Genomic DNA, 19,019 nt, shown 5'->3' on the forward strand with positions numbered 1-19,019 from the left:
TCGTCACGTCACGGTAAGGACCTCGGACATCGACCTACGAGTAGTCATGACGGGTGGAGTGCCGCCAGGCGCACGCCCGATACGAACCAGCATCTGAGGAACGCCGACTTCCGGCACCAACCGGTTGAGCAGAGCACGACTGCCAGGCACTTCGGTCATATGTGACAGCGGGCACGTCGCCGCGCCCCGAACCGTCGCTTCGAGCAGTATCGACGAGAGCACCTGACCACACCGCAGCCAGTCGCGCCGGCTGTCAGTGGTTGTGCCAATTGCCACTACCGTCGATTCGTCGATTGCACCTTGGTCCCCCATCGCAGCATTACGGCGCGCGGGAAAAGTCCGGGCGATGGGGACGCTGCCACCACCGGAAACAAGCGAAGTCTCCGGAATTCCACCCGAGGACATGGAATGCCCAGCCCACCAATGCAACTCCGCTTGATACTCGGAGTCGTATCGGCGAGCAGCGGCCGACGCTTGGGTTGCGCGAAGCAGACCGGCTCGTTGCTCCGAGCCCAGTACCGTTACGCCGACGTCAAGTTTGCGACCCACTTCCGCCACAGAGTCGGTCAGCTCGTCGATTGCGTCGAACATCCCGAAAGCGCGGCGGTCGGTGCGCCGCCGACGTATCGCGGCGAGCATGTCGAAGTCGTGCGAGCGCGGCCGCGCATCGTGCCGAAACTCTACCGTGGCAAATAGATTCGGGGAGACTCCGCGGTCTTCGTAGTGAATGTCGACACTCCAACGTAGCCCCAGCAGGCCCACTCGGAGGTGATCGAGTGCGGCGCCGCAACTGATATGCAGTTGCCGTCCGGTCGGGTCAGCTGCCCGGAGAAGTCTACGGTGATCGCCGAACAGCTGTAACCGCCCGTCGGCGTACGTCCACCGCCACGGTTGGCTGTTGTGCAAGGACGGCGCCCGACACGCGAGATCGACGGCGAGCTGTACGACACTCGAATCCGGTTTGGTGAGGTTCATGTCTCCTCCGATCTCAGCGGCCCGAAGTCCCACGTGCCGCTCTCAGTAGAAGCGTCGCAGGGTCGTCCGCTCCGCATAAGTGCCAATGGTCACCGCAACGCCGACCCTGTGAAGGTCGGCCCAATCCGACTGGTGACACCGAAAATGACTTTCTCCTCTGCCATAGACAGCCTCGGTCACGAAGGATTCGGTCACGGCCAATTGACATCCGTTCCGACGAGAAGGAGATCAGTTGTGAAAAACAATCCACCCGTTGTTGTCGGGTATGACGGATCTTCGCAGTCACGGGACGCAGTGTGGTGGGGCGCTCACGAATCCGCCCTCCGAGCTGCACCCTTACTCCTGCTGACGACGATGTTCACTCCCACCACCTATGGCGTACCCATCGGGATGCCGGCCTTCTATTTCGACGAACAAGAAGCAGCCGCCAAAAAACGACTTGCCGAGGCCACCGAACTGGCGAAACAAGCGGTCGGCGAACGAACAGTCCAGATCGACGTCGAATTGGCTTCGGATCCACCCATACCGGTGCTCCGTGAAACTTCCAAAACTGCCCGGGTCATCGTCGTCGGAAGCCGCGGGCACGGCGAATACACCGGAGGTCTCCTGGGTTCGGTGAGTTCGTCGCTGGCAGTGCATTCACTGTGCCCGGTCGCCGTCGTCCGAGGACTCGGCGGCGACGAGGACGTCTCCTCTCGCCCCGTAGTAGTCGGGGTCGACGGCAGCGTACACAGCGAACCAGCCATCGCCACTGCCTTCGAGGAAGCGTCACTACGTGGCGTCGAGTTGGTCGCCGTCCACGCCTGGTCGGACGTAGTTCTCGACGTTGTCTTCTCGAAGTTTCGGGAGGTCGATTGGCGAGCCCGCCAAGACACCGAACGTGCACTGCTCGCCGAGAGCCTGGCCGGATTCGGCGATCGTTACCCCGATGTGCCAGTAAATACTGTCGTAGTCAAGGACAAGCCGGGTCAAAATCTCGTCCACCACACCGAGCGGGCACAGTTGGTAGTTCTGGGACGCCGCGGCCGCGGCGGATTCAGCGGCATGCTTCTAGGGAGCACCTGTCGAGAAGTCCTCCACGACGCACACTGTCCGGTGTTGGTCGTCAACAGCCATCGATGATCGAGATGACACCCCGCACGCCCTCCGACGAGTGGATGATGTCGTGGCATGTCGACGCCCCCGGTTCGCTCGGGACGCATCCACTTGTCAGGCGACTGGTCCCCCGCCCGGAAATCGGCGCGAATGAACTACTGGTCCGTGTTCTCGCGTGCGGAGTGTGCCGCACCGACCTCCACGTCGCCGTAGGCGACCTTCCGGTTCACCGACGCAACGTCGTACCGGGTCACGAAGTTGTCGGGCTCGTCGAGGCGGTCGGGACGGCTGTCGACGCCTTCAAGCCCGGTAACCGTGTGGGGATTCCGTGGCTTCATTCGACGTGCGGTGTGTGTCGCTACTGCCTACGCGGCGCTGAGAACCTGTGCCCGAACTCCACCTATACCGGCTGGGATGTCAACGGTGGATTTGCCGAATATACTTCTATATCAGAAGCATTCGCACTCAAACTCCCGTCTGGGTATACGGACGACGAACTCGCACCGCTACTCTGTGCGGGAATCATCGGATTCCGTGCGCTCGAGCGTGCCGACCTGCCGGAAGGTGGGCGGCTGGGAGTTTACGGTTTCGGCGCAAGTGCACACCTTGCGACGCAGGTCGCACTTGCTCGAGGCGCACAGGTGCATGTGATGACGCGCAGCAAATCCGCGCGCGAACTGGCCCACGATCTCGGAGCCGCATCGGTGCAAGGTGCATACGACCATCCACCGGAACTGCTCGATTCGGCAATCCTTTTCGCGCCAGTCGGCGATCTCGTTCCCACTGCCCTCGAAGCACTGGACCGAGCCGGCGTCCTGTCAATCGCCGGAATACACCTCACGGATGTACCTGCACTGAACTACCAGAAGCACCTGTTCTACGAACGCGAGGTTCGATCGGTAACTTCGAACACCAGGCGAGATGCACAGGAGTTTCTCGAATTCGCGGACAATCATCACCTCCACGTCAGCACCATGCCCTATCCACTCAGCGGAGCGAATCGGGCACTGGAAGACTTGGCGGCAGATCGAGTCACGGGCGCAGCAGTGCTGGTGCCATGACTATCTGGCGCGCGGCGACCTCCGAACACGCGTCGGTGATCATTCGTAGACGCGTCTTTCGCGCTGTCTTGTTCGACATGGACGGTGTCGTGACCGACACCCGACATACCCATCGAGCCGCCTGGGGGCGCCTGTTTCACGAATTGAGCGCGCACGACGACGTCGGCGATGTGGAACTCGACGACGAGGACTATCGAGAATTCATCGACGGCAAAGAAAGACAGAAGGGCCTCCGGTCATACCTCGAATCGCGGAAAATCGAACTTCCCCTGGGGCATCCCGACGATCCTCCCGATGCCACTACCGTCAATAATCTCCTCGAGCGCAAAAACCGATTCTTCCTCGCGGAACTCGAACGAGAAGGAGTCGGGGTGATCGCCCCGACCGTGAGGTGGGTTCAGCAACTACGCGCCGCCGGCGTACTCACTGCTGTGGTGTCGGCAAGCAAAAACGCGCGACGAGTACTCGAGATCGCCTGTGTCTCTGACTATTTCGACATCCGACTCGACGGCGCCGACATTGCACTACTCGGGTTGGACGGCAAGCCGGATCCAGACACCTATCTGGAAACCGCACGAAGACTGTCGATCCCGCCAGCCGAATGCGTCGTCGTCGAAGACTCGATCGCTGGAATCCGCGCCGCCCGATCCGGTGGATTCGGTCTGCGAATCGGTCTTGGTCCAAGCGAAAATCTCGACTCTCTCACCGAGAACGGCGCCGACCTCGCCGTCACCGCCATCGGCGAGGTCGCCTTCCACTTCGTCACGGCCACAACGCGCGAAGGCGATAACCACGATCCTGGATGCCGACTCTGTATATCAGGAAATGAGCCCAACTCCACACTCGAATATCGCGGGATCGACCCGAGCGCCACTGGCCTACGCGAGACCATGTCGACCATGGGAAATGGCTACTTTGCCACGAGAGGCGCGTTGTCTGAGTCCCACGACGACGGCCTCCACTATCCCGGCACATATGTCGCGGGGTGCTACAACCGACTCACCTCGGATATGGACGGACACTTACGCGAGGACGAAAGCGCGGTCAATCTGCCGGACTGGACGACATTTACCGTCACAGGACCTGACGGAGAACTGCTCCAATCCCAATCAACGCTTGTCACGCACCACCACGAAGCAGTCGATCTCGAGCACGGAATCTGTTCCAGAGAAAGTGTATTCCGCGATACGCGCGGTCGCGTCACTCGAATTCGACAACGCCGGATCGTATCGATGGACGATCCACACGTAGCCGCGATCACCATGACCGTCGCAGCCGAAAACTGGGATGGAACAATCGACATCAGATCCGGCATCACCACCGACGTCGTCAACAACAATGTTCCGGACTATTCGAAACTGGCCAAAAAACACCTCGAAGTCCTCGCTTTGGACACCGTCGACGACCAATGCATTTCCGCAACGGTCCAAACCACTAACTCCCACATTCGAATCACCCAAGCCGAGCGTCTCCGCCTAGCCGACATCGACGGATCAATCACGCAACACCACCGCCACGTGAACACAGACCACACTGGAATCGTGCAGGTCATCCGCTGCCGAATCACCGTCGCCAAACCCGTCACCATCGAGAAGACGTCGGCGCTCTTCACCTCCCGCGATAAATCAACTCTCGACCCGAAGTCCGCCGCGTGGCAACGAGTCCAGGAAGCAGAGAACCACGACGCACTGTTTCGACGCCACTGCGCCGCTTGGGACGGACTCTGGCACCAATTCGCCATTACCCTCGCTACAGAAGACTCCTCTGCTCTGGCGACGAACGTACTACTCCTTCACGTACTTCAGACACTGTCGACCCACACAACAGATCTCGACGTCGGAGTTCCCGCACGAGGACTCCATGGCGAGGCATACCGCGGTCACGTCTTCTGGGACGAATTGTTCGTTATGCCAATCCTGACGCGCCGCCTTCCGGAGTTGACATCGTCCTTGCTGCTCTATCGGTGCAGACGATTGGCCCAGGCGCACCGAAACGCCCGAGGCCTGAATCTGCGCGGCGCTCTCTTTCCCTGGCAAAGCGGCAGCGACGGTCGAGAAGAAACACCGCCCTTCCTCTTCAACCCCAGGTCTGCCCACTGGATGCCCGATCACTCTCGTCGCCAGTACCACGTCAACCTCGCAATCGCCCACAATGTCTGGCGATATTGGCAAACGACAACCGATCTGGAATTTCTCGCTCGTCACGGGGTCGATCTACTCATCGAGAATGCGCGATTTTGGATGGCAAAGTCCGAATACGACGCGAGCAACGACAGATACGATATCCGCGGTGTCATGGGCCCAGATGAATTCCATGACGGCTATCCCGACCGCCCCGGCACCGGGATCGACAACAACGCATACGTGAACGTCATGACGGAATGGTCGCTCATACGTGCGGTCGAGGCGGTTCGGGTACTCCGCAATGACAACCGATACTTCCCTGGGCGCCTCGATGTGAGCGACAAGGAGTTGGTGTCGTGGGACCGACTGAGTAGGCGACTGCGCCTGACTTTCCTCGACAACGGCCTGATCAGTCAATTCGAGGGTTTCGGCGCGTTGACCGAGCTGGATTGGGCCGACTACCGGTCACGATACGGGGACATCGGGCGCCTGGATCTCATACTCGAGGCAGAGGGAGACTCGCCGATCCACTACAAGGCCTCGAAACAGGCAGACATCCTCATGTTGCTCTACGTCTTCACCGCGGAGGAACTGACCGAGTTGATCACACGATTGGGGTACGAGTTCGATCCCTCCGTGATCCCGGAGATGATCGATTACTACCTCGAGCGCACGACGCACGGTTCGACACTGAGCCGAATTTCCCACACATGGGTCCTTGTGCGAGGCAACCGATCACAGTCGTGGGCCATGCTCCGCGATGCCCTGGCCGCGGATCTGTCCGACGCTCGGAGCGGAAGTACCAGGGAAGGAATCCATCTCGGCGCGATGGCGGGCGCGATCGATATTCTCGAACGCTGCTACACAGGGCTCGACTTCCGGGACGATATTCTGTGGCTGCATCCGCAATTACCCCTCGAGCTGCCTGAACTTGCCTTCACGATCTGTTACCGTGGCCACCGTCTTCGAATCCAGTGCACCCATTCGGATGTGACTGTGGCATCGGAGACAAAAGATATCCCACCGATCGAGCTTTCGATCCACGACACCAGCTACACCCTTGCTGCAGGCTCCTCGGTCACCGTGAGTTCGGATAAGTAGGAGGTCCGGACAGCTAGGGGTCCGAACAGCGGGGCAGTCAGGAGGCGTCGATCGACGGCCCCAGGGCGAACCCGGCGTCGGATAGATCCGCATACGCAGGCTCGCCGTGGGAACCGTCATCGCGAACCTCGACATACCTGGCCGAATACGCTCTCGGGTCAGCAGCGCTGCCCGTGACAGGCGTCCTCTCGAGCACGACAGCGCCAGGCCATCGCGCATGTACCGCAGCCACCAGGGCGCTGCCGTCGACGGTCGCCGTCGACAGTGGTCCACCTTCACCAACGATCACCACGCGCCGACCGTCTGTCAGCATCCATACCCCGACCGGGAACGATCTGACTGTGCTCCCTTCCCCTGAGACCGTCACCGTATCCCCGGCCTCGCTCACCAAACTCGCAGTTTTCGGTTGATTCATTCCCGGGCCTCCTGAGCAGCCGTACCGGTCGAGTCGCTACCTGCCGTCGACGCTAGCCCACAACAACCACCACCACAGGTGTCGGCGGCACACGGATCAGAAGGCCGAAAGACCCTTTTTCGTGCACCTCGCGGCCCTGACCAGGAAGTCCTGACCCCGGCACAATTCGAATCACGATCACCCGAGCACGGCGAGTGCACGTGAGCAATCGCCCTGTTGATTCCCGAGCGGAGCATTGGATGAAGACACTGGTCACGGCCGCAAGCCGCCACGGTTCGACAAGCGAAATCGCAGATTTTCTCGCAAAATCCCTACGAGAGAGCGGAATGGACGCCGACCGCCGCCAGCCTGACGACGTTCTCGAACTCACCGAGTACGACACGATAGTTCTCGGGAGCGCGATCTATATGGGGCACTGGATGAAGGACGCAGAGGAATTCACCAAACGCTTCTCGGATGCATTGCGGCTTCGCCAGGTTTGGCTGTTCTCCTCGGGACCGATCGGTTCCGGCGAATCCACGACCGGTGTTCCATCCGACATCGCCACCTTGATGGAGAAGACCGGTGCAGTCGAACACAAATCGTTCGCAGGCAAACTCGACCGCGAAGGATTGGGGTTCGGTGAACGAGTGGCCGTACGAGTCGTTCACGCGCCCGAAGGCGACTTCCGGGATTGGGCTTCGGTTCGCTCCTGGGCTGAGTCGATCCGCGAGGCAGCTCGCACCACACGGGATTTCGAATCAGAGGAAACGTCATGAACCGCGGAGCACCAATCGTGGTGGGTGTCGACGGGTCGGCGCCGGCGCTGTCCGCAGTTCGATGGGCGGCCCGAGAAGCCGTACTTCGCACTCGACCGCTCCACTTACTGTCCGTGATGCCTGACGACGCAGACACTTTCGGCGGTGCTGTCAAACTCGGTGCACCACGGTTTCCAGACCAACGAACTGTTGGTCGCGAACGACTCTCCACAGCTCGTTCCGAGGCGCTGCTGTCCGCAGCGACGCTGGGAGACAGAGAATTACAGATCGTCGACAAGCTGAGATTCGGAAACGGTGTAGAAGTACTCCTTGACGAATCCCGCACGGCTGCGATGCTTGTCGTCGGATCGCACGGGCTCAATCAATTCGCCGACGCGATACTCGGCTCCGTCAGCGCGGCAGTGGTTCTCCATTCGAACGTGCCTGTCGCAGTCATCCGAAACGTCCCGAATTCGAAACAGCCGCAGATGAGCGGCCCGATAGTGGTGGGTATCGACGGGACAGAGAACAGCGAACCCGCGATTGCCGAAGCGTTCGAGGCCGCTTCAATCCACGGAGTGGAGCTAACTGCAGTCCATGCCTGGAGCGACTCCGACCTTACAACCGTGTTTCGCTCCGATCCTGACGGTGTATCGCTGGACTGGGACACGATCTCAACCGCCGAGCATGCGGTCTTGGCGGAAAGGCTTGCGGGGTGGAGGCAGGAGTACCCCGACGTCGCCGTTCGATGTGTCGTCGTACGTGACAATCCTGCAAGGCAATTGGAAATCGAATCGAAATCGGCGCGACTCGTACTCGTGGGACGGCGAGGACGGGGCGGATTCTCGTCGATGCTACTCGGCTCGACGAGTCGCCGTCTCATGCACACAGCGTCCTGCCCGTTGCTGATCATGCCGTCCCCCACCCGCCAGAAGGACCAGAACACGTGACAACGCACCTCGAACCCCAATCACCACCGAAGTCGCCCTCGGACCGCAACCAATACTCCGCCACAGTCAATCGACTCGTCGCGGAGTTCAAGGGACTCATCTCGGCGGAATGCATCAACATCGTCGTGACAGGCTGCCTCGACGATCTGTCCTGGACAACGCCGCAAGCCCGACCTGAACTCAGCGAACGACTCGCGCGGCAACGCATCATCAGCTATCTCGACAGCAAGGCGGACAACTTCAACTGAGGGGCTACGCATGACCGACCACAACGGAAGAAGCGCTCTCATTTCCGGAGGAGCGAGCCAGGTCGGTGCGGCCATCGCCAAAGCCCTGTCCGAAGAAGGCTTCGGAGTCCTCATCGGCGACCTCCTCGAAGGAGAAGGAAACGCCACAGCATCGAAACTCGGTGACCGCGTGGCGTTCCAGCGTCTCGACGTGACACAACCGGAGAGTTGGGAATCCGCCATCGACACAGCCGAGTCAACTTTCGGACATCTGTCCGTCCTCGTCAACAATGCCGGAATCATCGAGTCGGGAAGCGTGCAACTACAACGCCCCACACAGTTCAAACATGTCCTCAATACCAACCTGTACGGGGCATGGCTCGGAATACACTGTGCTGCAAAGTCCCTGACAACCGCGGGCGGAGGTGCAATCGTGAACATCTCCTCCACAGCGGGTCTGACGGGTCTGTCCAGAAAACGGTGTAATTGATTGATTTCTAACTACTTTCGTCCGGCAGACAGCCGTCCGTCGAACGTTATCTCGAAGGCATTCAGTGCTGCCTTCCATCGGTTGGACCAGCGTTGGCGGGCGGTGCCTTTCGGGTCGAGGCTCATGATGGCCAGATACACGCATTTCAAGGCCGCGGCCTCGGTCGGAAAGTGTCCACGGGCCTTGATAGCCCTGCGGATTCGGGCGTTGACACTTTCGATGGCGTTGGTCGTGTAGATGACCTGCCGGATGGCGTTGTCGAATTGTAGGAACGGCACGAACTCAGCCCAGGCATTGGTCCAGAGCCTGATGATCGCGGGATAGCGTTTCTCCCATTTGTCACTGAACTCTGCGAATCGGTCGAGCGCGGCCTGCTCCGACGGCGCCGTGTAGACGGGTTTGAGGTCCTTGGCGATCTCGGACCAGTCCTTGCGGGAGGCATAGGCGTAGGTGTTACGGAGAAGATGGACCACACAAGTCTGCACGATGGTCTGTGGCCACACTTGCTCGATCGAGTCGGGTAGATGCTTGAGACCGTCGCACACGACGATCAGAACATCCTGCACACCACGGTTTTTCAGCTCGGACAACACCCGAAGCCAGTACTTCGCCCCTTCCCCGTCGCCGTGCTCACCGGCCCACAATCCGAGGATGTCGCGGGTGCCGTCGACAGTCACCCCCATCGCGACGTAGATCGGCCGGTTGGCGACGTTGCCCTCGCGAATCTTGACGTGGATGCAGTCGATGAACAGCACCGGGTACACAGGGTCCAACGGCCGGTTCTGCCACTCGGCCATGCCTTCCATCACCCGCTCGGTGATCGTCGAGATCGTCTGCTTGGACACATCGGCTCCGTACACCTCGGCCAGGTGTGCAGCGATCTCACCGGTCGTCAAACCCTTGGATGACAACGAGATCACCATGTCCTCCACGCCTGAGAGCCGACGCTGCCGCTTGGCCACGATCTTCGGTTCGAAGGAGGAATCCCGGTCACGGGGCACCTCGAGTTCGACCGGGCCGGCCTCGGTCAACACGTTCTTGGTGCGTCTGCCGTTGCGGGAGTTGCCGCTGCCCCTGCCTGCCGGGTCGCTCTTGCCGTATCCGAGGTGGTCGTCCATCTCGCCTTCGAGCGCGGACTCCACGACTAGCTTGGTCAGCTTCGACAGCAATCCACCATCTCCGGTCAACTGCAGCCCTTCGGCTCGCGCCTGCTCGACCAGCTCTTTGAGCCGCGCATCGCTGATACCCGGCTGAGCCGAGTTCGTCTCTGTCTCACGATCAATCACATCAGTCATAGTGGCGTATCTCCTTTCAGAGTTACACCGTTGTTCTTACAGTCCCGGTCTGACCGGATACCAGGGAATGGGTGCTTACGTTGCCAGCGAATGGGGCCTTCGAGGGCTTACTAAGGCGGCGGCCCTCGACCTGTGCGGCAACGACGTGCGAGTATGTTCCGTTCACCCCGGACCGATACAAGGCTCAGCGACAAATGATTTCGGCGGTTTGCCCTTCGTCGCCGATCAGCCTATCCCGCGTCTCGGAAGTCCGAACGAGATAGCATCGACAGTGCGCTTCATCGTCAGCGAAGCGACGTACACCACCGGCACAGAATTTGTCGTCGACGGTGGATACGCTGCGGGGAGACCGCGCTCGTGACCGAAAGAATGCCGAGGATGGTCGACCTGAACTGAACACGACCAGCGGCAAGCGCACAATGGTGAACCATGAGACGCAGGACCATGAGACTCGGAAACAAGAATCGGTGGCATCTGCATCCCGCAGTCCGTACGGGTTCGGAGCTGACCCGCGGAGAACGTGCGGCCGATGTGGTCCGCAACGGTATGGGGTCGTGGCCGTTCGTCTTCGTGTTCGTCGCGATCATGGGAATCTGGGCAGGGTTCAACGGCAATACCGGTTTCGATCCCTACCCGTTCATTCTGCTGAATCTATTTTTGTCGATGCTTGCCGGCATGCAGGGAGCAATTCTGTTGATCTCGGCGAAACGGGCGGATGCCATCAGTAGTGAAGTCGCGGTTCATACCCTCGACAACACCAATCAACTCCGACAGTTGATCGAGGCGAACACGGCACTGACCGAGACCGTCGCGGAACTCTCGCGGGGAATCCACAAACATGTCTGCACTCCGGAACACACCGCACGCTGACCGTCACGATCTCGTGTCCAGCGCGTGCAGCGGCGCATCCGGACTCCTCACGAGAGCATCTGCGGTTGCGGACAGAGTCTTGGCGAAGAGGGTGGCGGTCGCTGCGTCGAAGAGATCGGCGGAGTAGACGAGTGCCGCCTCGATCCCGGCGAGTTCACCGGTTTCGTCGAACACTTCGGCAAAGTGAAAATGAAGGTCACACTTGGCGATGTCGAGTGGCCGCGGCGTGACCTCGAAGGTAAGCCCGTCGGATTCGAGCACTGCGGCAGGGAAGTTCTCGAACGACATTGCCACCTGGAAGAACGGATGCAGCGACGCATGACGAGGAGGATCGAGATAGTCGACCAGTCGCTCGAACTGCACATCGCTGTGATCGTGCGCCAACAGTTCTACTCGGCGGCACTCGGCGACAAGAGAGTCGAAGTCCGCCGAAACGTCGACGTATGTGCGAAGCACGAGTGTGTTCACGAACATGCCCACGAGGTCGTCGAGTTTCGGATGGCCCCGGCCTGCGACCGGGCTACCGACGATGATGTCGTGGTCACCGGACAGAGCACTCAGTGTCGCCGCTAAGACGGCGTGAACGACGGTGAACAACCCGGTCTCGGCTCGCTTTGCAGACATACTCAGCCCGCGATGAGTCTCAGGATCGAGCAAGAATTCGACTCGCCCGGCCCCGAATGTCCACATCGAGGGTCGAGCGTGGTCGAGTGGCAGAGAATTCTCACTCGGTGCCCCGTCGAGAACCCTCGCCCAATGCTCGAGTTGACCGACAGCGAGGTCGGTAGGCGCCCCCTGCGCTCCCAGAATTTCCGTGCGCCACATGGCGTAGTCCGAGTACCGCACCGCGGTCTCCGGCCACGTCGGGTGCGTATTCCGCGCCCGAACCTCGTACGCGACGGACAAGTCGCGCGCGAGAATGGCGAGAGACCATCCATCTGCCGCAATGTGATGGACAACCGCCGCCAACAGATGATCGTCCCGACCGTATGCACACACGATCAAGCGAATGGGGATCTCGGAACGCACATCGAAACCCCGAGAGAGCGTCTGGTGAACGATCGATTCTGCATCGCTCGAATTCCCTTCGACCACTTGAAGTCCGCGCGGAATCCGGTCCGGATTCACCACTAGCGGGCGCGGCGAACCCGAGACATCCGGATACACGGTTCGAAGTGTTTCGTGCCTGACCATTACGTCCTGCACGGCCGAAGCCAACGCGTCGTGGTCGAGTCTGCCACGCACGCGAATTGTGAAGGGCAGGTTGTACAGAGCAGGCGAGGTGAGTTCTCGACCGATGTATTCCTGTGCAGGTGAGAGCAGCGGCGTCGAGGCGTCGCCGGCCTGTTCCAACGGTGGCACCCACCCGACGTGTTGGCCGAAGGAACTCGCGAGCGCGGCGGCGCTCGGCGAGTCGAACAGATCCCGAACACCGAGGTTGATGCCGAACTCAGCGTTGAGGCGGCCGATCACGCGAGTTGCAGACAATGAGTCTCCCCCGAGATCGAAAAACGAATCGCTGTGGCCGATCTCGCTGGCTCCGAGCACTCCCTCGAAGGTACGGATGATGCGGGCCTCGATCGGTGTTGCGACCCGTACCGCTTCTCTCCGCTCGAAGGTGGGAGCGGGGAGCGCGCCCCGATCGACTTTCCTGTTCGTGGTGAGCGGAACCGCGTCGATTCGAATAACGACGACCGGGATCATGTATTCCGGCAACTTCTGAGTCAGAAGGCGTTCGATACTCACGTCCGAGTCGAGCATTCCCGAATGCAGTTTCACGTAACTCACCAGCGCCGGCGAACCATTGGCCAGATCGCGGACCAACGTCGTGGCGAACTCCACCGACGGGTGGCCGTACAGGACGGAATCGATCTCACCGAGTTCGATTCGGCGCCCACGCACCTTCACCTGATCGTCTGTGCGACCGAGGAATTCGAGTTGGGCGTCGTCTGTCCATCGGACCCGATCGCCGCTTCGGAACATACGATGCCCCGCTGAAAGTGTGGACGCAACGAAACGCGCAGCCGTCTCACCCGCTCCACCCTCGTACCCTCTGGCCAAACCAGGCCCCGACAGGTAGAGCTCCCCCGCGGCCCCTGTGGACAACGGCTCGAGCGATGCGTCGAGAACCACCGCCTCGACTCCGTGCATGAGCCGCCCGAGTGTCACACGATCGTCGACGTTCAAGACGTCGGTGATGGTGACACTGCATGTCGCCTCGGTAGGGCCGTACGCGCTTCGAACACGCACGAACGGCGCCCACCGGCGCATCAGTTCGTGCGGTAATTTCTCGCCACCGACTATCAGGAATTTCAAGCCGGGCACCCGTTCCGGAGCCAATGTTGCGAGCGCCGAAGGTGTTACGAGTAGATGTGTCACGGCACGACGGCAGATGAGGTCTTCCAGCTCGAATCCACCAACGGTCTCGGGTGGGCAGATCACCGACGAGGCGCCGAACAGAGCGGGAGCGAGCATCTCTACGACAGAGGTGTCAAAACTGGTTGAAGCACAATGCATTACGACAGAGCGTGAATCGAGCTCGTATTTCTCGCGAATGTCGGTAGCCAAATTGGCCAGGCCACGGTGAGTGACCGACACCGCTTTGGGCCGGCCCGTGGAGCCGGAGGTGAAGATCATGTAAGCCCGATGATCGGCATGTGCGGGCTCGGGGTCGAAGGACGGCGCGAAAGCATCGGGGTCACAGTCCAAGAACAGCCACTCGAGGTCGTACGGCAACGAACGCCGCATCCCGAAAGTCGTGAGCCCGATCCTTGGTTTGCATACACCGAGCATGTCCACGACCCGTTCGGCGGGGTGGGCCGGATCGATCGGTACGTATGTGGCTCCTACACGCGCCACAGCCCACATTGCCAGGACCGATTCGATGGATCGCGGGATCGCCACGACGACAACATCATCGGGGCCCACATCGACGGACTTCAAATGCCGACTCCAGAGTCCCGCCATCCGATCGAGGTGCCCGTAGGTCCACGATCTGTCACCGTCGGTGATGGCAACCGAATCGACAGCCCGGTGCACTGCGGAACGCAGAAGAGAATCAAGACTTCTGGGCTCGATCGAAGGCTCGCCACGCGCCGGACTCGTGGCTCCCAGCTCGACATCCGTCCACAGGGGCGGAGCAGGATGATCCGGCGGCGTGTCGACGAATACCTCGAGAAACCGAACGAATCGATCATGATGGGCAGAAAGTTCGGCAGAGCTGTACAGCGCACCGTTGGCCTCGAGATCGACGCGAATGTTCCCTGTGTAACCGGGGTAGACGTTCAGCGCGATATCGTCGATCGGTCCGGTCGTGAGTATCTCGACGTGACCTCGTACCGCGCCCAAGCTCAGGGCCCTGTCGAACAACATGACGTTGACGACCGGACCGAAAGATTGCACTCTTGACTGCCGTCGACCGTCAGTCAGAGCGGACATGTCCTCCCGGCGGTAACGTTGGTGCCGAAGTGCCTCGCTCAGTGCGCTCTCGACAACGCATACCGCCGAGGAGGGTGTCGATGCACCCACGCCGCGAAGTACCAGAGGAACCACGTTCGACATCGCGCCCGGCAACGATCTCGACGCAGCAGTCACTCGCCCGGACACCGGCAGAGACAAACACAGGTCGTCGACACCACACATCAGTGCCACGTATGACGCGAACGCCGATATCACCGTTGCTGCCGAGAGATCGGACAGTGGCACTGTGCCACTCGCTCGCAGCGTACTTCCCCGAAAAGTGCCCGTCGCGCTCGCTCCCAAGACCGGAGAGGAGGGAACTGACCGGAGTTTCTCGTGCCAGAATTCTCGATCGCGGACACAGCGCGGTGATTCTCGGTATCGGCTTTCCTGGCGGGCAACCGCCGCCACGCGATCCGACACAACCGAGTCGACCTGATCCGGCCTCACCGGACCAGCGGACAGATAGATCTCGGCGGTGCGGCGCATCAGAAGTGCAGCGGAGTAACCGTCGAGTGCGATGTGATGCGCACGGTAGTACCAGAACCAGCGATGAGGGCCGACCTGCAACAGATTGGCGACGGTGAGGGCAGTATCCGGAGCGAGAGTCGCCGTGCTCCACTCTCGATTCATCCACGTCATCGCTGCACGGACGGGATCGTCGTATCGACGGAAATCCAGCCTTCCGCCGACCAGTGTCAGATCAGGGTCTTCGTCCAATTCGGGCACTCCATCCGTCACACGCAGACGAAGGCCCGCAACGCCGAACTCACGGTGCGCGGCGACTGTCGATGATTCCAGCCGAGATGCGTCCAGCTCACCGTTCAGATCAACGAACTGAGCTATGACAAACGGCGACGCCGGTTCAAGGGACTGAGCGAACCACAACGAGCGTTGTGCAGCTGTCAACGGCGTCATCGTCTCGCTCGGATCACGACGATCTCCTCAGTGACCTGGTCAGGGTCGATGACGCCGATCGACTCCAGGTATCGCCTGCGCGACAGCAAGACCGGGCCGAAAGGAATCGAGGTCCTCGAGACCACCGATGCATCGAGTTCGTTGTCGGCGAACAGTTCGACGGTGCGATCGATGCCGCTGAGTGCGGACTGGATCAGCAATATCGTGCCCTCCTTCTGCAGAACACCCGGTGCCGTCGCACATATGCGATCGAGCAACAGGCGTCCGTCGTTGCCTCCGTCCCAACTACGAGCACGGCCGGTGCGCGGCGCACGGTCGTCCACGGAAGGAACATAAGGCGGGTTCGAGACGACGAGGTCGAATCGACGACCGTGAAACGGGGTCAGGAGATCTCCGTGACGGGCGTGGATTCTGTGACCGCGGAGTCGCCCGTTCATCCAGGTGCACACCGCGGCACGTCGTGAGATATCCACGGCGAAAACCGTTCCCGCCCCAGCCTTGGCCGCACACACACTCAGCGCACCACTACCGGAGCACAGATCGAGAACCTGAGAAGACGCATCCAACTTCTCGGCGCGTACTGCGTCGGAAATAAGACGAGTATCGCACTGAGGCGAATAGACACCGGGAAATCGAATCATCACACTGCGCTCCTGCCGTGGACTTACTCGGTGGATGTCTACGACTGCTCCTGCCAGACTGCCTTCGCTCCGCTCTCACCGATGCGATAGACCTGAACCATCGAACCCACTGCCGCGACAACTGCGATCGCCGCTATCGCGACTGTCACGACTCGGAGAAGCGTCGAACTGTCGGACAGTGAAGTTCGTGCGCCTCGCCACTCGGTGAATCTATCGGTATGCAGGACCCACCATGTCGCCGCGAACACGAACACCGCGATGGACCAGATCAGAAGTTGATCACCGAGTTCGGCGTGAATCTCGATCAACTCGCTGTGAGGCGAATTGTGTTCGAGCCATTCACCTGCATCGGTGGTGATCGGTACGAGTATCAACGTGACGAGGGCGATGGCCGGTGGAAAGATCCCGAGCCTGCGCCGAGCACTCGGCCACAGAACGGAGCAGAGAACCAGAACCGCCGAGAGCGGAACCAACACGACAACGAAATGAACGAGGAGTGGGTGAGCGGGTAATCCGCCGATCGTGGTCAGGCCCATGTCGATCAACGTAGGCAGGATTTCTTGGAGAGTTCTGGGGACCCTGCTCGAACGTGCTCGGTGTCAACGAGCTACCGGCAGCACAATCTCGAAGGACGAGCCGACATCCGGTGTCGATTCGACGAAGACTTTCCCTCGGTGCGCGTGCGCGATCTCGCGAACCAAGGACAATCCGATGCCATATCGCCGGCTACCGGCGGGTTGAGTCGGGCCATGTGAGAATCGGTCGAACAGAATCGGAACCGCTTCAGATTCGATTCCGATTCCCGTATCGCTCACGCGGATTCTGACGTGGTCGCGATCTCGCTCGACGCGGAGAAGGACGTGGCCTCCTGGACGCTCGTGAGCAAGCGCATTGTCAACGAGCGCGAGAACCGCTCGGCGCAAAGCCGATTCGATCCCCAAGACCACTGGCTCTCCAGTTCCGGCCTTGCTCACGTCGACAGAGACGCCAGATTTCTGAGCATGATCGGCCACACTGTCACGGACCTTCTCACACACTGCCGCCATGTCCACTCGATTCCGGGGTTGTCCGCTGTCGTCCATCGATGCGGCCATCAACAGGTCCTCGATGACTTCGCCGAGGGCCCGAGTGTCGTCCACCAACCCGTTGAGCTGCGAAACAAGCTCAGAAGACTCGAGAGAGTCTCCGCGTCGAGCCAAAAGTTGTGCACGAGTGTGTAGTACGGTCAACGGCGCACGTAGTTCGTGCGATGCATCGGCGACAAAACGACGTTGCAACTCGAGCGCCTGTGTCAGTGGCTGAATCGCACGTCGGGACAACAACACCACTACGCCCACAGATGCGGCAATTCCGGTGAGTTCGGCAAATCCGAGTGCAAGAAGTAATCGCTGCCTTCCTGATTCATAGGGCTCGAGTGCCGCGATCACGACAACGCGACCTTCCGCACCGTCGGAGACGAGGGCCCTGAAGTTGCTGTCACCATCGGTGAAATCCGAATACCCAGCGGGCGCATCCAAGAGTTCCGCGGTACCGGTGGGGGCATGCGCGCTCACGGTCTCCACCCCATCATCGGAACGAAAGGCCAGCGACATACCGGGCGGCGGATCGTCCGCATCGTCTGCTGTGGCTGCAACCTCGGTCAGTGCAGAACGAATCTGACGATCCTGTGCCCGCGCATACCCCGCGTAGGACACCGCTCCGACGATCAGCAACACGGCACCGAGAGCAATGGCGGCTTGGACCGCAGCTGAACGTCCGGCTCGCCGTAGACGCACCTCGTCACCGAACCCGATCCCAGACGACTGCCTGTCCTTGTTTTTGCTGCGGACAATCATGATCCGAGCCGGTATCCGAGTCCGTGGACGGTGGCTACGACGTCCCTGCCCAGTTTCCGCCTGAGATAGTGGACATAAGTGTCAACGGTGCCTGGAGTATCGGCACTTCCGAAGACACGCCCCAGAAGCTGAGTCCGAGAAAAAACCTGCCCAGGCGATGCGCACAGAAACCCGAGCAGTTCGCTCTCGCGTTCGGACAACGAGGTCACCGATCCGGACTCGGTGTCGGTAGCCGTCCGGTTCACTCGATCGATTTCCCACCTTCCAACCACGATCGGCACTATGGACGTTCGGCGACGCAACAGCGCACGCATTCGAGCCAACAACTCGGGAATCTCGAAGGGCTTGACCAAGTAGTCCTCGGCACCGGCATCGAGTCCCTCCACTCGATCGGCAACGGAACCGCGAGCAGTGAGGATCAACGACGGTACTGAGCAATCCCTCGCCCGGAGGGTTCTGAGCAATTCCACACCGTCGATGACCGGCACTCCACGATCGAAAACGAAAGCATCGTAGCTGCGGGTCAACGCCAGATGCAGACCGATTTGTCCGTCGTGCGCCACGTCGACCTCGTGCCCTTCCTCCTCGAAGAGGTCCGCAAGCAGGCCCGCCAATTGCCGGTCGTCCTCGACAAGAAGAATTCGTGGTTTCGCGCCCATGCCTGCGAGCCTGCCACGTCCGTTCTGAGAACTCTCCAAGATTGCACCGCGATCGTGGAACTCGGAACTCTCCGACGGCACGACCGATTCCCCGCAGCTTCACAGCAGACGTGCAGCCCCGGACAAGCACCTCGGCCGATTGTTGAGTTCTCAATCGAACCTTCGAGA

At 60.5% G+C, this 19,019-nt stretch carries 17 protein-coding genes; 9 read left to right on the plus strand and 8 right to left on the minus strand.

The features are described 5' to 3' along the window. Positions 1-3: 3 nt before the first annotated feature. Positions 4-975: a hypothetical protein gene (locus RA302_RS16265; protein ID WP_054187205.1), complete on the minus strand. Its 972-nt coding sequence runs from the start codon at positions 973-975 to the stop codon at positions 4-6. A gap of 234 nt (positions 976-1,209) precedes the next feature. Here RA302_RS16265 and RA302_RS16270 point away from each other — a divergent pair, with 234 nt between their 5' ends. Genes RA302_RS16270 through RA302_RS16280 form a run of 3 tightly spaced genes read left to right on the plus strand, consistent with a single transcriptional unit; the run spans position 1,210 to position 6,355 of the window. After that, on the plus strand, positions 1,210-2,097 hold the full coding sequence (locus RA302_RS16270) for a universal stress protein (RefSeq protein ID WP_209447499.1): 888 nt from the start codon (positions 1,210-1,212) through the stop codon (positions 2,095-2,097). 35 nt (positions 2,098-2,132) lie between these two features. Next, positions 2,133-3,131, plus strand: a complete 999-nt coding sequence (locus tag RA302_RS16275) for a zinc-binding alcohol dehydrogenase family protein (protein ID WP_054187217.1) — start codon at positions 2,133-2,135, stop codon at positions 3,129-3,131. After that, positions 3,128-6,355 (plus strand): HAD-IA family hydrolase, encoded by a 3,228-nt coding sequence (locus RA302_RS16280; RefSeq protein ID WP_070161684.1) that lies wholly within the window; start codon positions 3,128-3,130, stop codon positions 6,353-6,355. The genes RA302_RS16275 and RA302_RS16280 overlap by 4 nt, the downstream gene beginning before the upstream one ends. Positions 6,356-6,392: 37 nt before the next feature. Here RA302_RS16280 and RA302_RS16285 read toward each other — a convergent pair whose 3' ends face one another. Next, positions 6,393-6,770, minus strand: coding sequence for a hypothetical protein (locus RA302_RS16285; protein ID WP_054187202.1), 378 nt, complete (start codon positions 6,768-6,770; stop codon positions 6,393-6,395). Between the two features lie 239 nt (positions 6,771-7,009). Between RA302_RS16285 and RA302_RS16290 the strand changes: the two genes are divergently transcribed. Genes RA302_RS16290 through RA302_RS16305 form a run of 4 tightly spaced genes read left to right on the plus strand, consistent with a single transcriptional unit; the run spans position 7,010 to position 9,174 of the window. Then, a complete protein-coding gene (locus RA302_RS16290) occupies positions 7,010-7,528 on the plus strand; it encodes a flavodoxin domain-containing protein (protein ID WP_054187201.1) in 519 nt (172 codons plus the stop codon). Next, positions 7,525-8,457 (plus strand): universal stress protein, encoded by a 933-nt coding sequence (locus tag RA302_RS16295; RefSeq protein WP_054187200.1) that lies wholly within the window; start codon positions 7,525-7,527, stop codon positions 8,455-8,457. The genes RA302_RS16290 and RA302_RS16295 overlap by 4 nt, the downstream gene beginning before the upstream one ends. Continuing rightward, positions 8,454-8,705, plus strand: coding sequence for a hypothetical protein (locus RA302_RS16300; protein ID WP_054187199.1), 252 nt, complete (start codon positions 8,454-8,456; stop codon positions 8,703-8,705). The genes RA302_RS16295 and RA302_RS16300 overlap by 4 nt, the downstream gene beginning before the upstream one ends. Before the next feature lie 10 nt (positions 8,706-8,715). After that, positions 8,716-9,174, plus strand: coding sequence for an SDR family NAD(P)-dependent oxidoreductase (locus RA302_RS16305; protein ID WP_338477316.1), 459 nt, complete (start codon positions 8,716-8,718; stop codon positions 9,172-9,174). 11 nt (positions 9,175-9,185) lie between these two features. Here the strand turns inward: RA302_RS16305 and RA302_RS16310 are convergent, their stop codons facing one another. Continuing rightward, positions 9,186-10,469, minus strand: coding sequence for an IS256 family transposase (locus RA302_RS16310; protein ID WP_003945410.1), 1,284 nt, complete (start codon positions 10,467-10,469; stop codon positions 9,186-9,188). Between the two features lies 1 nt (position 10,470). Between RA302_RS16310 and RA302_RS16315 the strand changes: the two genes are divergently transcribed. After that, positions 10,471-10,830, plus strand: coding sequence for an SDR family oxidoreductase (locus RA302_RS16315; protein ID WP_338477317.1), 360 nt, complete (start codon positions 10,471-10,473; stop codon positions 10,828-10,830). 68 nt (positions 10,831-10,898) lie between these two features. Further along, positions 10,899-11,339: a DUF1003 domain-containing protein gene (locus tag RA302_RS16320; RefSeq protein WP_232319005.1), complete on the plus strand. Its 441-nt coding sequence runs from the start codon at positions 10,899-10,901 to the stop codon at positions 11,337-11,339. Between the two features lie 3 nt (positions 11,340-11,342). Here RA302_RS16320 and RA302_RS16325 read toward each other — a convergent pair whose 3' ends face one another. From RA302_RS16325 to RA302_RS16345, 5 genes are all read right to left on the minus strand, one after another. Continuing rightward, complete coding sequence (locus tag RA302_RS16325) at positions 11,343-15,716, minus strand: non-ribosomal peptide synthetase (protein WP_070161682.1); 4,374 nt, start codon at positions 15,714-15,716, stop codon at positions 11,343-11,345. Then, positions 15,713-16,360, minus strand: coding sequence for a HemK2/MTQ2 family protein methyltransferase (locus tag RA302_RS16330; RefSeq protein WP_064112849.1), 648 nt, complete (start codon positions 16,358-16,360; stop codon positions 15,713-15,715). The genes RA302_RS16325 and RA302_RS16330 overlap by 4 nt, the downstream gene beginning before the upstream one ends. 35 nt (positions 16,361-16,395) lie before the next feature. Next, the gene (locus tag RA302_RS16335; RefSeq protein WP_021333643.1) at positions 16,396-16,893 is read right to left on the minus strand and encodes a DUF2231 domain-containing protein; all 498 of its coding nucleotides are present in this window, start codon (positions 16,891-16,893) and stop codon (positions 16,396-16,398) included. A 63-nt stretch (positions 16,894-16,956) separates the two neighbouring features. Next, the gene (locus RA302_RS16340) at positions 16,957-18,192 is read right to left on the minus strand and encodes a HAMP domain-containing sensor histidine kinase (protein WP_082900856.1); all 1,236 of its coding nucleotides are present in this window, start codon (positions 18,190-18,192) and stop codon (positions 16,957-16,959) included. Then, positions 18,189-18,851, minus strand: coding sequence for a response regulator transcription factor (locus RA302_RS16345; RefSeq protein WP_031331629.1), 663 nt, complete (start codon positions 18,849-18,851; stop codon positions 18,189-18,191). Before RA302_RS16345 ends, RA302_RS16340 begins: the two co-directional genes overlap by 4 nt. Between the last annotated feature and the right edge of the window lie 168 nt (positions 18,852-19,019).

The organism is Rhodococcus sp. DN22, assembly GCF_036669995.1.
GTDB classification, from domain to species: Bacteria; Actinomycetota; Actinomycetes; order Mycobacteriales; family Mycobacteriaceae; genus Rhodococcus_F; species Rhodococcus_F erythropolis.